Genomic DNA, 13,374 nt, shown 5'->3' with positions numbered 1-13,374 from the left:
GGGCAGGGCACGGTGCCCACTGCCCTGGCTGCCCTGGCTGCCCGTCAGGTACCGCTGGGTCAGGCGCTCCAGGCCGAGGGGCCGAGCAGGGTCTTCACCTCGCTGGCGAACGCGGTGTCCGGGTTGACCAGGAAGCCCAGCTCGTAGAGCACGTCCTTCTGCCGGCTGGTCGTCATCAGCCGCACCGGCACGTCCCCGGGGTGGGCCTGGAGCGTGAGCTTGAGCTCGCGCACCATGGTCGCGGTCACCTTGGGGTAGGGCACGGTGAGCTGCACCGGGGGCTTGCCGCCGTGCTCGGCCGAGGAGATGTCCAGGCTGGTGATCTCCTGGCCGAAGATGCTCAGCGCGCCGTCCCGCTCGTTGAGCCGGCCGCGGACCGAGATCACGTTGTCCTCGACCATCTGATCGGCCATCAGGTTGTAGGTGGCCGGGAAGAAGAGCACCTCGACCGAGCCGTCGCGGTCGGCCAGCGTGATGATCGCCCAGGCGTTGCCCGCCTTGTTGATCCGCCGGTCCACGCCGGTGATCAGGCCGGAGAGCCGCACCTCGCCCTCGGTTCGGCCGGAGCCCATCAGTTCGGCGATCGAGACGTCCCGGTTGCGGGCCAGGATGTGCTCGGCGCCGTCCAGCGGGTGGCTGGAGACGTAGAGGCCGAGCATCTCGCGCTCCAGGCTGAGCAGTTGGCGGCGCGGCCACTCGCGGTCGGTCAGCTCGAAGTCCAGGCCGATGGTGGGGGTGTCGGAGCCGGTGTCCAGCGCGCCGAACAGGTCGTCCTGCCCGATCGCCTGCTGCTTCTTCACCCCGGTCACCGCGTCGATGGCCTGCTCGTGCACCGCGCAGAGCGACTGGCGGGTGTGGTCCAGCGAGTCGAAGGCGCCGGCCTTGATCAGCGAGTCGACGGTGCGCTTGTTGCAGGCGACCAGCTCGACCTTGTCCAGGAAGTCCGCGAAGGAGGAGTACTTGCCCTTCTCCTTGCGGGTCTTGATCAGCGACTCGATCACCGGGACGCCGACGTTGCGCACCGCCTTGAGGCCGAACCGGACGTCGCTGCCGACGGCGGTGAAGTCGACCACCGACTCGTTGACGTCGGGGGAGAGGATCTTGATGCCCATCGACCGGCACTCGGCCAGGTAGACGGCCATCTTGTCCTTGTCGTCGGCGACCGAGGTGAGCAGCGCGGCCATGTACTCGGCGGGGTAGTTCGCCTTGAGGTAGGCGGTCTGGTAGGAGACCAGCCCGTACGCGGCGGAGTGCGATTTGTTGAACGCGTAGCCGGCGAACGGGACCAGCACGTCCCACACCGCCTGGATGGCCTCGTCCGAGTAGCCGCGCTCCTTGCAGCCCGCGTGGAACGGGACGAACTCCTTCTCCAGGACCTCCTTCTTCTTCTTGCCCATCGCGCGGCGGAGCAGGTCTGCCTGTCCGAGGCTGTAGCCGGCCAGCACCTGCGCGGCTCGCTGCACCTGCTCCTGGTAGACGATCAGGCCGTAGGTGGGGCCGAGGACCTCCTTGAGCGGCTCCTCCAGCTCCGGGTGGATCGGGATGATCTCCTGCTGGGCGTTCTTGCGCAGCGCGTAGTTGGTGTGCGAGTTCATGCCCATCGGGCCGGGCCGGTACAGCGCCGAGACGGCGGAGATGTCGGCGAACTCGGTGGGCTTCATCAGCTTCAGCAGCGCGCGCATGGGGCCGCCATCGAGCTGGAAGACGCCCAGGGTGTCACCGCGGGCGAGCAGTTCGTAGGTGGTCGGGTCGTCGATCGGGATCTTCTCGATGTCGACGTCGACACCGCGGTTGGCCTTCACGATCTTGATGCAGTGGTCGATGATGCCCAGGTTCCGCAGACCCAGGAAGTCCATCTTGATCAGGCCCATGGCTTCGCACGACGGGTAGTCGAAGCCGGTGATGATCACGCCGTCCTTGTCCCGCTTGTGCAGCGGGATCAGTTCGAGCAGCGGGGTCGAGGAGAGGATGACGGCCGCGGCGTGCACGCCGGTGCCGCGGATCAGGCCCTCGATGCCGATACCGGTGTCAATGATCTTCTTGACGTCCGGCTCGTTGGCGTACATCGTGCGGATCTCGGTGCCCTCGTTGTAGCGAGGGTGCTTCTCGTTGAAGAGATCGGTGAGCGGGACGCCCTTGCCCATCACGTCCGGCGGCATCGCCTTGGTGATCCGGTCGCCCATCGCGAAGGGGTAGCCGAGGATCCGGTTGGCGTCCTTGACGGCGGCCTTGGCCTTGATGGTGCCGAAGGTGTTCACCTGGGCGGTGTACGCCTCGCCGTACTTCTCGGTGACGTAGCGCACCATCTGGTCGCGCTGGCGGTCGTCGAAGTCGATGTCGACGTCCGGGGGGTTGATGCGCTCGGGGTTCAGGAAGCGCTCGAAGAGGAGGTCGTGCTCCAGCGGGTCCAGCTGGGTGATGCCGGTCAGGTAGGCGACCATCGAGCCTGCCGCCGAACCACGGCCGGGGCCGACCGGGATGCCGTTGTCCCGGCCGTACTGGCAGATGTCGGCGACCACGAGGAAGTAGGCGTCGAACCCCATCGGGGTGATGACGCCCATCTCCAGCTCGATCCGGTCCAGCACCTCCTGGCTCGGGCTGTCGCCGTAGCGGTGCTGCAGGCCGGCCTTGATCTTCTGGCGCAGGAAGGAGGCCTGGGTCTCGCCCTCGGGCACGTCGAACTGCGGCATCCGGTCGACGTAGTCGAAGACCTCGTCGTACGGCTGGATCCGCTCGCCGATCGCCAGCGTGTTGCTGCAGGCCTCGGGCAGCTCGCTGAAGAGCGCCCGCATCTCCTCCGGCGTCTTGATGTAGTAGCCGCTGCCGTTGAACTTGAAGCGGTTCGGGTCGTCCTTGTTCTTGCCCACGCCGACGCAGAGCAGGCTGTCGTGCGCGTCCGCCTGGTCGGCGGTGACGTAGTGCGAGTCGTTGGTGGCCAGCAGCGGGATGTGCAGCTCCTTGGCCAGCCGCAGCAGGTCGGCCCGGACGTCCCGCTCGATGGACAGGTCGTGGTCCATCAGCTCCAGGAAGTAGTTCTCCTTGCCGAAGATGTCCTGGTAGGCGGAGGCGGCCTTGAGGGCCTCGTCGTACTGCCCGAGCCGCAGCCGGGTCTGCACCTCGCCGGAGGGGCAGCCGGTGGTGGCGATGATCCCGGTGGCGTTCGCGGCGATCAGCTCGCGGTCCATCCGGGGCTTCATGTAGTAGCCCTCCATCGACGCGAGCGAGGAGAGCTTGAAGAGGTTGCGCAGGCCGGTGGCGTTCTCCGCCCACATGGTCATGTGGGTGTACCGGCCGCCACCGGAGACGTCCTTGCCGCCCTCGCCGTCGGAGTTGGTCGGGCGCTGGCCGCCGGGCGACCAGAAGACCGGCTTCTTCTCGAAGCGGGAGCCCGGGGCGACGTACGCCTCGATGCCGATGATCGGCTTCACCGCGCCGTCGAGCTTCTTCGCCTGCTGGAAGAACTCGTAGGCGCCGAACATGTTGCCGTGGTCACTCATCGCGATGGCCGGCATGCCCTGCCGCTGCGCCTCGGCCATCAGCTTGCCGTTCTTGGCCGCTCCGTCCAGCATCGAGTACTCGGTGTGGACATGGAGGTGCACGAAGCTGTCGGCCACGGGGGACGGCTCCTCGGAGTAGGTCAGCGGCTGGGAGGCTATCCACCCTAGCGCGCCGGCCACTCTGGTCGTCTGCCGCCACTCGGGCCACCGGGGGCGCTCGGCCACCCCGGGGTGACCGCGCTCACAGCTGCCGCAGACGGCGACGGCCGGACCCTACCGGGCCCGGCCGTCGCATTCAACTCGCCTTGATTCAGGCTTCCTTGACCACTACAGTCTTGGCTGCCTTGTCGTGCAGGCACTGCTGGTTCGGCTTGTCCCAGAGCAGCCAGAGCGAGTCGAGCAGGCTGAACAGCGAGCCCAGGCAGTAGACCGCCTGGGGCAGCCCGTAGACCGCCGCGCGGGTCCACAGCTCGTTGTCGGTGGGGCGCCCGCCGGTGGCCAGCGAGACCACGCGGAGCTTCATCGCCTTCTTGCCGACCGTCTGCTGGTTCTGGGTGAGCAGCATCGCGATCTCGTAGAGGAAGACCAGGGCCGCGCCGAGGATGCTCGCCACGATCTGGCCCACTGCGGCGGCGGCGACGACCTCGATCAGGAAGATCGGGATGAGCAGCACGGCGAGGTCGATCAGCCGGGCCAGGAAGCGGTCGAGTATGGAGGCGAGCTGTCGGGTGCCGGGGGCGGGCGGGCCGTAGGGGTTCGGGGGCGCCATCCAACCGGGGGGCTGCTGGCCGTAGCCAGGCGGCTGCTGAGCGTAACCGGGAGGCTGCTGGCCGAAGCCGGGAGGCTGCTGGCCGTAGGGGTTCTGCGGCGGCTGCTGGCCGTAGGGGTTCTGCGGGTCGGACGGGTAGCCGTAGCCCGGGGGCTGGTCGTTGCTCATGAAGCCGCTCGCTTGTCTCGTGGGGACTTACCCTCAGTTGTTCTATACGCGCGAGACGGGCGGCGAAAAGAGTTTGATCATAACTGTTACGCGAACGGCAGCTTGACCGGTCGTAGACCAGCCCTTTGAACGCTCCTTGACCTGAACACGCGTCAACTCCGCAGTGCGGTCGGCAGCGCGTCGCGGACCGCCGAGCCGAAGGCGGTGATCGCGGGGTGGCCGCCCGCACCGTGGCGGAAGGTGACGGCGGTGCGCCGGGACATCGGCAGGCGGTGCAGCCGGACGGTGGGCGGCGGGTCCAGCAGGCCGAGTTCGGGGACCAGGGCGGCGCCCTGGCCCGCCGCGACCAGGGCGAGCACGGTGGCGAAGTCGTCGACCCGGTGCCGGATCCGCGGGGTGAAGCCGGCCGCCTGGCAGGCGCGCACGGCCATCGCGTGGCAGAGGGTGCCGTGGGTGGCCAGGATCCACGGGGCGTCGCTGTGGGCCGCGAGGGTGCCGGGGCCGGGCGCGGTGGTGGCGAGGTACATCGCCTCGGCGAACAGCGGCTCGCTGTCGATGCCGGATTCGGCGGGGGCGGGGACGAAGTCGTAGTCGTGCACCAGGGCGACGTCCAGCTCGCCCGCGCGCAGCAGGTCGGCCACGCCCGCCGGGTCCACCTCGGCGACCATCGGCTCCAGCTCGGGGCAGCGCTCGGCCAGCAGCACCAGGGCCGGCGGGATCACCACCCGGGCGGCGGACGGGAAGGTGCCGATCCGCAGCGGTCCGGCCGGGCCGCGCCGGGACTCGGCCAGCTCGGCCGCGGCCTGCTCCAGGTGGGCCAGCACGGCCTCGGCGTGCCGCACCAGGTTGTGCGCGGCCGGGGTGAGCGCCACCCGCCGCCCGGTGCGCTCCAGCAGTGCGACCCCCGCCTCGCGTTCCAGCGCGGAGAGCTGCTGGGAGACGGCGGAGGGGCTGAACGCCAGCGCCTCGGCGACGGCGGCGATGGTGCCCCGGTGGGCCAGCTCCCGCAGGAGCCGCAGGCGGCGGACATCGAGCATCGGCACAGCTTACGGTTTGCGGTGGAAACGCGAACTGGACCCGCACAGCGGCGCCCGGTGAGGATCGGGGCATGAGCCAATCGCCGCGCGGGATCCTCGTCCCGCTGATCACTCCGTTCACCGCCGCCGACACCCTGGCCCTGGACGCGCTGGAGCAGCTCGCCCGCGACGTGCTGGACGAGGGGGCGGCCGGGCTGGTCGCGCTCGGCACCACCGGCGAGCCCAGCGCGCTGGACCCGGCCGAGCGGGCCGCGGTGGTCGAGGTCTGCGCCCGGGTCTGCCGCGAGCGCGGGGCGCCGCTGGTGGTCGGCGCGGGCGGCGGGATGCGGGAGAGCCTGCGGACGCTGGCCGGGCTGGCGGAGCACCCCGAGGTGGTCGCCGCGCTCGCCCCGGTGCCGGCCTTCGTCCGCCCCGGGGACGCCGGGGTGCTGGCCTGGTTCGAGCAGCTGGCGGCGCGCAGCCCGGTGCCGGTGATCGTCTATCACGTCCCGCAGCGCACCGGGCAGTGGCTGACCGCCGAGACCCTGTGCGCGCTCGCCCGACTGCCGGGCATCGCGGGTGTGAAGTACGCCACTGGCGCCCTCGACCCGCAGGCGGTCGCCCTGCTGGCCGCCGCGCCGCCCGACTTCGCGGTGCTGGGCGGCGACGACGCGGTGGTCTCGCCGCTGCTCGCGCTCGGCGCGCCGGGCGCGATCCTGGCCTCCGCGCACCTGGCCACCGGGCGGTTCGTCGCGCTGGCCGACGCCTGGCGGTCCGGAGACGTGGCACGGGCCCGGGAGTTGGGGCACCGGCTGGCCGCGCTCTCGGCGGCCCTGTTCGCCGAGCCGAACCCTGCGGTGATCAAGGGCGCGCTGCACGCCCTGGGTCGGATCCCGAGCCCGGCGGTGCGGCTGCCGCTGCTGCCCGCGAGCCCGGCGGGCGTGGACCGGGCGCTGGCGGCACTGGAACCGCTGCTCGCGCCGCAGCTGTCCACCAGGTGAATACGGTGCGGCAAAAGGCCAGGCAGCGGGCAAGATGAAGCAGAGCAGTAGACCGGAGGAGGAAGTACGGATGAAGATCGGCATCGTGGGTGCCACCGGCCAGGTCGGCGGCGTGGTCCGGGAGATCCTGGCGGAGCGGTCGTTCCCGGTGACCGAGCTGCGGCTGTTCGCCTCGGCCCGGTCGGCCGGCAAGACGCTGCCGTGGCAGGGCACCGAGGTCACGGTGGAGGACGCGGCCACCGCCGACTACACCGGCCTGGACATCGTGATCTTCTCGGCCGGCGGTTCGACCTCCAAGGAGCTGGCCCCCAAGGTGGCCGCGGCCGGTGCCGTGGTGATCGACAACTCCTCCGCCTGGCGCCGTGACCCCGAGGTCCCGCTGGTGGTCAGCGAGGTCAACCCGGAGGCGATCGCCCACCTGCCCAAGGGCATCATCGCCAACCCGAACTGCACCACGATGGCCGCGATGCCGGTGCTCCGCCCGCTGCACCAGGAGGCCGAGCTGACCGGGCTCGTCGTGGCCACCTACCAGGCGGTCTCCGGCAGCGGCCTGGCCGGCGTCGCCGAACTGCAGCAGCAGGCCAGCAAGGTGGTGGACGGCGCCGCCGCGCTGACCCACGGCGGCTCCAACGTCGAGTTCCCCGAGCCGCAGGTCTACCGCCGCCCGATCGCCTTCAACGTGCTCCCGCTGGCCGGTTCGATCGTCGACGACGGTCTGAACGAGACCGACGAGGAGCAGAAGCTGCGCCACGAGAGCCGCAAGATCCTCGGCATCCCGGAGCTCAAGGTCTCCGGCACCTGCGTCCGGGTGCCGGTCTTCACCGGCCACTCGCTGCAGGTCAACGCCCGCTTCGCGCGGCCGATCAGCCCCGAGCGGGTGGCCGAGCTGCTGGCGGACGCGCCCGGCGTGCAGCTGACCGAGATCCCGACCCCGCTGCAGGCGGCCGGCCAGGACCCGACCTATGTGGGCCGGATCCGCCGGGACGAGACGGCGGAGCACGGCATCTCGCTCTTCCTCTCCAACGACAACCTGCGCAAGGGCGCGGCGCTGAACGCGGTGCAGATCGCCGAGCTGGTGGCGGCCCGGCGCGGCTGAGGCCGGTCAAGGACCGCAGGGCGCCTGACGGCTGGTCAGGCGCCCTGCGGTGTCTCTACCGGTGTCCCCGTGGTGGCCCTGCGGTGTCTCCGCGGTCTTTCTGCGGCGGCTCAGTGGACCAGGGCCGGGGCTTCGGCGGCCTCGGCGGCCCGATCCGCTTCACCGAGCTGGAGCGCCGGATCGAGGGCATCAGCCGCCGGATGCTCACCCTGACGCTGCGCAATCTGGAGCGCGACGGGCTGCTGCTGCGCACCGTCTATCCGACCGCCCCGCCCAAGGTGGAGTACTCGCTGACCGCGGTGGGGGCGGAGTTGAACGAGTACCTGACGAACCTGACCGCCTGGGCCGAGCGGCGCCGCGGCACCATCCGCGCCGCCCAGGTGGCCTACGACCAGGCCCGCGCAGCCGGGTGACGGGCGACGCAGCCGGGTGATTCACCACGCCTTCGGGGGGTAAAGGAGACCGCAACGGTCCGGCAGGGTGCCCAGGTGAGGCTCGCTCGGGCAGACTGCACGGACTGCCCGTGCTCAGCGGCAGAGCACAGGAAGAGGGGTACCTCATGGACCGCTGCGTCGTCCTGGTGGACGCGGGATACCTGCTGGGCGCCGCTGCCAGCCTGCTCGCCGGCGAGCCCGCCCGGTCCCGGGTGACGGTGGACCACACCGCGCTGATCGCCTCGCTGCGCGAGCGGGCCGAGGAGGAGACCGGCCTGCCGCTGCTGCGGATCTACTGGTTCGACGCGGCCCCCGAGCGCCGTCCGATGCCCGAGCACCGCAGGCTGCGGGTGCTGCCCCGGGTCACCGTGCGGCTCGGCGCGCTCACCCGGGCCGAGGGCCGCTGGGTGCAGAAGGGCGTGGACGCCGCGATGCACGCCGAGCTCTCCGAACTGGCCCGCAACCGGGCCTGCGCGGACGTGGTGCTGGTCACCGGCGACGGCGATCTGCTGCCCGGCATGATGTCCGCCAAGGAGCACGGCGTGGCCGTCCACCTGTGGGCGCTGCAGGCCGCTGACGGCGACTTCAACCAGTCCGAGGACCTGGTCGGCGAGGCCGACGAGCGCCGGGTGCTGGACCGGGAGTGGATCACCCGATCGGTGCGGCTGCGCGACCCGGCCCTCGCCTTCCCGCCGGCCGGGCCGCGTCCGGAGATCGCCAAGATCCTCGCCGCGCCGCCGGCCGCGCCCTCCGCCGCGCCGCCGGCCGCCGCCGAGGCGCCGGACCAGCCGGCCGAGCCCGCCGCCCTGCCGCCCACCGCGCTGAAGGTCGTCCCCACCCCCAAGGACCTGGCCGGCCGCACCGCCGCCCAGCCGCAGCACCAGCACCAGCCGGGCGCCGCCGCCGGCAACGGCCCGGTGCTGCGCTGGTCCTCCGACCGGGGCTGGGTGGACCGCCCCGCCGAGGCCCCCACGGCCGGCGACGCGCTGCCCACGCTGGCCCAGCTCACCACCGCCGAACAGCGCTGGGCCGACCGCGAGGAGGACATCACCGCGATCGGCGGCGACCCGCACGAGGTCGGCCAGGTCTTCGCCCGCCGCTGGACCGAGCGTCTGGGCGACCGCGAGCGGCTGACCATGATGTGGTCCGACTATCCGCGCATCCCGCACCGGGTCGACGGCGAGCTGCTGCGCTACGCGGCCCGGTTCGGCCTGCTCGCCCACAAGGACGACCAGATCGACGAGCACGACCGCTACGCGATCCGGGCCGGCTTCTGGAAGGAGCTGGCGGCCCGGGTGCCGGGCGGCGAGCTGGTCGTGGTGGACGACTGACCAGCGGCTGCTCGCCCCTGGCTCGCCCCCTGGTCAGGATTCCTCATGGTCGACGCGTAGAGTCTTCGCTCGTGAGTGAAGCCCCCCTGCCCTGCTGCTCCGTCCGGGGCCTCACCAAGAGCCACGGCGAGATCCGGGCCAACGACGGGGTCGACCTGGAGATCCGCCAGGGCGAGATCTTCGGGCTGCTCGGCCCCAACGGCGCCGGCAAGTCCACGCTGGTCCGCCAGCTCACCGGTCTGCTGCGCCCGGACGCGGGCAGCGTCGAGATCCTCGGCCACGACGTGGTCCGCCACCCGGACCGGGCCGCCCGGCTGCTCGGCTACCTGGGCCAGGAGTCCACCGCGCTCGACGAACTGACGGTGGCGCTGGCCGCCGAGACGACCGGTCGGCTGCGTGGCCTGAGCCGGGCCGCCGCCCGCGCCCAGAGCGCCGAGGTGCTCGCCGAGCTGGGGCTGGAGCAACTGGCCGCCCGCCCGCTGGCCAAGCTCTCCGGCGGCCAGCGCCGGCTGGCCTGCTTCGCCGCCACCCTGGTCGGCGAACGCCCGCTGCTGGTGCTGGACGAGCCGACCACCGGCATGGACCCGGTGGCCCGGCGCGCCGTCTGGTCGGCCGTGGACCGCCGCCGGGCCGAGCGCGGCACCACCGTGCTGCTGGTCACCCACAACGTGATCGAGGCCGAGACGGTGCTCGACCGGGTCGCCGTGCTGGACGAGGGCCGGGTGATCGCCTGCGACACGCCCGGCGGCCTGAAGGCGCTGGTCGACGGCGACGTCCGGCTCGACCTGGTCTGGCGCGGCGAGCCGCCGCTGGAGGTGCCCGCCGTCGCCCGGCTGGCCGAGCGCGCGGAGCGCACCGGACGGCGCTGGACCCTGCGCACGACCCCGGAGGAGGCCAGGGAGCTGGTCGCCGCCGTCACCACCGGACCGGCCTTCGCGGCACTGGACGACTTCACCCTGGCCACCCCGAGCCTGGAGGACGTCTACCTCCGGCTCGGCGGCCGCCACCAAGGACTGGCGAAGTGACCGTACTCACCCCCACACCCGTCAAGGCCGCCCCGCTCGCCGCCCCGCTGGCCCCCGCCGCCCGGCTGCTGCCGGCCCTGGCGGCCGTCTACCGGGCCCAGCTGGCCCGCGCCAAGGTGGCCCGGATCCCGCTGATGTTCGTCGCCACCTTCCAGTCGGTCGGCATCCTGGTGATGATGCGCGGCGTGGTGGACGGCGGCGACAACCCGTCGGCGCGTGCCGTGGTGGCGGGCTCCAGCGTGCTGGTGGTCGCCTTCGTGGCGCTGAACCTGCTCGCCCAGTACTTCGGCAAGCTGCGCGCCACCGGCGGCCTGGACCACTACGCGACGCTGCCGGTCCCGGCCGCCTCGGTGGTGCTCGGCGCGGCCGGTGCCTACGCCTCCTTCACGCTGCCCGGCGCGCTGGTCACCGCGGCCTTCGGCTCGGTGCTCTTCGGGCTCTCGCTGGCGCACGTCTGGGTGCTGCTCGCCGTGGTCCCGCTGGCCGGCGCCGCGCTCTCCGGCCTCGGCGCCGCGCTCGGCCTGCTGGCGCCCAAGCAGGAACTGGCCACCATGGCGGGCCAGCTGGGCATGTCGGCCGCGCTGCTGCTCGGCGTGCTGCCCGCCTCGCACCTGCCGGCCGCCGTGCGGGCGCTGCGCGACCTGCTGCCCTCCACCTACGGGGTGGACGCCTTCGCCGCCACCTTCGCGCGCCACCCCGACTGGCCGCTGGTCCTGGTCGACCTGGCCGTCTGCGCGGGTGTCGGGGTGCTCTCGCTGACACTCGCCACCTGGTCCTACCGCCGCGCCACGACCCGCTAGCGGGATTCGCGGGGTTGGCGTGAAACGATGGGTGCCGTGACCGTACCGAACAGTTCTCCGGACACTCCGTCGCCGTGGACCCCTGCGGCGGATGACGAGGCGCTCCCGGACCCCTCCCCGTCGCCGTCCGCCCTCCGCGCCCGGCTGCTGCCCGAACTCCGGGTCGGTGCCCCGATCTTCGGCGCCTGCCTGGTGCTCGGCGTGCTGATGGGGGCGATGTGGTACTGGCTGGCGCCCGAGGTGCCGCTGGTGGTGCACGGTCAGAGCGTGCTGTACGTGGACCCGGAGGGCGAGCAGCGGGCCGGTGCGGACGGCACCTTCGTGCTGCTCGGCCTCGGCTTCGGGCTGGTCACCGCGCTGGCCGCGTTCCTGTACACCCAGCGGCGCGGCGGCGGCATCGTGGTGGCGGGCGGGCTCACCGCCGGCGGCCTGGTCGGGTCGCTGATCGCCATGTTCCTCGGCATCGCGCTCGGCCCGACCAGCGACATCATCGCCCACGCCAAGCAGGTCGGCGACGGGCACAACTTCAGTGAGGCGCTGCAGCTCGGTGCGAAGGGCGCGCTGCTGGCCTGGCCGATGGCCGCCCTGGTGGCGCTGCTCGCGCTGACGGCCGCCTTCGGCAAGCGCGAGCAGGACCCGCCGCCGTACTGGGCGGGGCCGGTGGTGCCGTCGGCCGGCGGGCCGGTGGACGAGCTGGCGCCGCCGGTTGCCGGCGCCGACGCGGGGGCGGGCGCCGGTGCGGGGTCGGGTGCCGCGGCTGCGCCGTCGGACCAGGCGGAGTCGGCCGCTGCCGCCGGGCCGGACGCTCCGGCGGCCCCGGCGAACCAGGCGGCCCCGGTGAAGCCGGTGGTGCCGGCGAACCCGGTGGTGCCGCCGCCGTCCTCCGGGGGCAGCTCAGCCTCGGCTGATCAGGGCGCTGACAGCGCCCGTCAGACGCAGTAGGTCAGCGGGCGCCAGCTCCACCTCCAGGCCGCGCCGGCCCGCCGAGACGTAGATCGTCGGGTGGGCCAGCGCACCCTCGTCCAGCACCGTGGGCAGCGCCTTGCGCTGCCCCAGCGGCGAGATCCCGCCACGCACGTAGCCGCTGCTGCGCTCGGCCGCCGCCGGGTCGGCCATCGCGGCCCGCTTGCCGCCCACCGCCGCCGCCAGCGCCTTGAGGTCCAGCTGCCCGGCCACCGGCACCACGCCCACCGTGAGCGCGCCGTCCACCTCGGCGACCAGCGTCTTGAACACCCGCGTCGGGTCGACGCCGAGCGCCTGGGCCGCCTCGCCGCCGTAGGAGGCGGCGGCCGGGTCGTGCTGGTAGGCGTGCACGGTGAACGGCACCCCCGCGGACTCCAGTGCGACGGTGGCGGGGGTGCCCTTGCCGCCGGTGCCGCTGTTCTTCTTCGCCATCCGTGTCATCCCTCCGGGACTCGCCTCAGCTGGGGCGTCAGTTCGGGCTGAACGCCTGCCGGGTCAGCTCCACCGCCGGTACCGAGGGCAGCCAGGTCAGCAGCGCGCTCTCGCGGCGCAGCAGCTCCAGTTCGGTGCTCAGCCGGGTCGCGGTGTCCGGGCAGGCCAGCAGCCGCTGCTTGACCGGGACCTCCAGCACGGAGGCCGCCGCCACCAGGTAGGAGAGCACCTGGGGGTCGTCCGGCAGCTCCTGCTCGCCCGTCAGGGTCGCCTGCCGGGCCCCGGCCAGCCGCTTCTGGTACGCCCGGAAGGCCCGTTCCACCCCGCTGGCCATGGCGCCGGCCCCGGTGCCCAGCTGCTCCTCGATCAGCTCGCACTGCCCGACCAGGTACGGCCCGCCGGTGTCCACCGCGCGCAGCCGGAACCGGGTGGTCCCGGTGACCAGCAGTTCGTACTGCCCGTCCGCCTGCGGGGTCACCGAGGCGACGTCGGCCACGCAGCCGATGTGGTGCAGCGCCTCCAGCGGGTCGCCGCTCTCGGTGCCGAGCCCGCTCAGCGGACCGGCCGGTTTGTCGCTCTCGGTCACCGGCGCCACATCGCGCCCGTCCTTGATCGCCAGCACTCCGAACCGCCGCGGCTGGTCCTCCGGACCGGCCAGCAGATCGGCCACCAGGCGGCAGTAGCGCTCCTCGAACACGTGCAGGGGGAGCACCAGCCCGGGGTAGAGCACGCCGTTGAGCGGGAAGATCGGCAGCCGTTCTGTCACGGCGCACAGCGTAGCCGCCCGCACCGTCAGCCTGACGCCGGGACCGGACACCGGGAGGCGGCGCGGGACGTCGGCG

12 protein-coding genes are annotated in these 13,374 nt (G+C 72.6%); 7 read left to right on the top strand and 5 right to left on the bottom strand.

Features of this window, described 5'->3' with window-relative positions:
* Window positions 1-59: 59 nt before the first annotated feature.
* From dnaE to OG403_RS10285, 3 genes are all read right to left on the bottom strand, one after another.
* Window positions 60-3,614: a DNA polymerase III subunit alpha gene (gene dnaE / locus OG403_RS10295; RefSeq protein ID WP_329563376.1), complete on the bottom strand. Its 3,555-nt coding sequence runs from the start codon at window positions 3,612-3,614 to the stop codon at window positions 60-62.
* Window positions 3,615-3,807: 193 nt separating this feature from the next.
* Window positions 3,808-4,434: an RDD family protein gene (locus OG403_RS10290; protein WP_329563374.1), complete on the bottom strand. Its 627-nt coding sequence runs from the start codon at window positions 4,432-4,434 to the stop codon at window positions 3,808-3,810.
* Window positions 4,435-4,586: 152 nt separating this feature from the next.
* Window positions 4,587-5,471 (bottom strand): LysR family transcriptional regulator, encoded by an 885-nt coding sequence (locus tag OG403_RS10285; RefSeq protein ID WP_329563372.1) that lies wholly within the window; start codon window positions 5,469-5,471, stop codon window positions 4,587-4,589.
* Between the two features lie 71 nt (window positions 5,472-5,542).
* Between OG403_RS10285 and OG403_RS10280 the strand changes: the two genes are divergently transcribed.
* The 7 genes from OG403_RS10280 (at window position 5,543) to OG403_RS10250 (ending at window position 12,079) form a co-directional block, all read left to right on the top strand.
* A complete protein-coding gene (locus OG403_RS10280; RefSeq protein ID WP_329563370.1) occupies window positions 5,543-6,451 on the top strand; it encodes a dihydrodipicolinate synthase family protein in 909 nt (302 codons plus the stop codon).
* Between the two features lie 70 nt (window positions 6,452-6,521).
* Window positions 6,522-7,547, top strand: coding sequence for an aspartate-semialdehyde dehydrogenase (locus tag OG403_RS10275; protein WP_329563368.1), 1,026 nt, complete (start codon window positions 6,522-6,524; stop codon window positions 7,545-7,547).
* A gap of 113 nt (window positions 7,548-7,660) precedes the next feature.
* Window positions 7,661-7,960: a winged helix-turn-helix transcriptional regulator gene (locus OG403_RS10270; RefSeq protein ID WP_329572228.1), complete on the top strand. Its 300-nt coding sequence runs from the start codon at window positions 7,661-7,663 to the stop codon at window positions 7,958-7,960.
* A gap of 146 nt (window positions 7,961-8,106) precedes the next feature.
* Entirely contained in the window at window positions 8,107-9,312 is a 1,206-nt protein-coding gene (locus OG403_RS10265; protein ID WP_329563367.1) for an NYN domain-containing protein, read from the top strand.
* Between the two features lie 71 nt (window positions 9,313-9,383).
* On the top strand, window positions 9,384-10,337 hold the full coding sequence (locus OG403_RS10260; protein WP_329563366.1) for an ABC transporter ATP-binding protein: 954 nt from the start codon (window positions 9,384-9,386) through the stop codon (window positions 10,335-10,337).
* Complete coding sequence (locus OG403_RS10255) at window positions 10,334-11,137, top strand: ABC transporter permease (protein WP_329563365.1); 804 nt, start codon at window positions 10,334-10,336, stop codon at window positions 11,135-11,137. The genes OG403_RS10260 and OG403_RS10255 overlap by 4 nt, the downstream gene beginning before the upstream one ends.
* Before the next feature lie 36 nt (window positions 11,138-11,173).
* Window positions 11,174-12,079, top strand: a complete 906-nt coding sequence (locus tag OG403_RS10250; RefSeq protein WP_329563363.1) for an ABC transporter permease — start codon at window positions 11,174-11,176, stop codon at window positions 12,077-12,079.
* Here OG403_RS10250 and ybaK read toward each other — a convergent pair.
* On the bottom strand, window positions 12,032-12,532 hold the full coding sequence (gene ybaK, locus OG403_RS10245) for a Cys-tRNA(Pro) deacylase (RefSeq protein ID WP_329563361.1): 501 nt from the start codon (window positions 12,530-12,532) through the stop codon (window positions 12,032-12,034). The two genes, OG403_RS10250 and ybaK, sit on opposite strands and share 48 nt — an antisense overlap.
* A gap of 37 nt (window positions 12,533-12,569) precedes the next feature.
* Window positions 12,570-13,298 carry an LON peptidase substrate-binding domain-containing protein gene (locus OG403_RS10240; RefSeq protein WP_329563359.1) on the bottom strand — a complete coding sequence of 243 codons (729 nt, stop codon included), beginning with the start codon at window positions 13,296-13,298 and terminating at the stop codon, window positions 12,570-12,572.
* Window positions 13,299-13,374 lie beyond the last annotated feature (76 nt).

It is taken from the genome of Kitasatospora sp. NBC_01266, from assembly GCF_036242395.1.
Classification (GTDB): domain Bacteria; phylum Actinomycetota; class Actinomycetes; order Streptomycetales; family Streptomycetaceae; genus Kitasatospora.
Note: the sequence above shows the minus strand (reverse complement) of the source record. Positions and strands in the feature narration are given on the sequence as shown.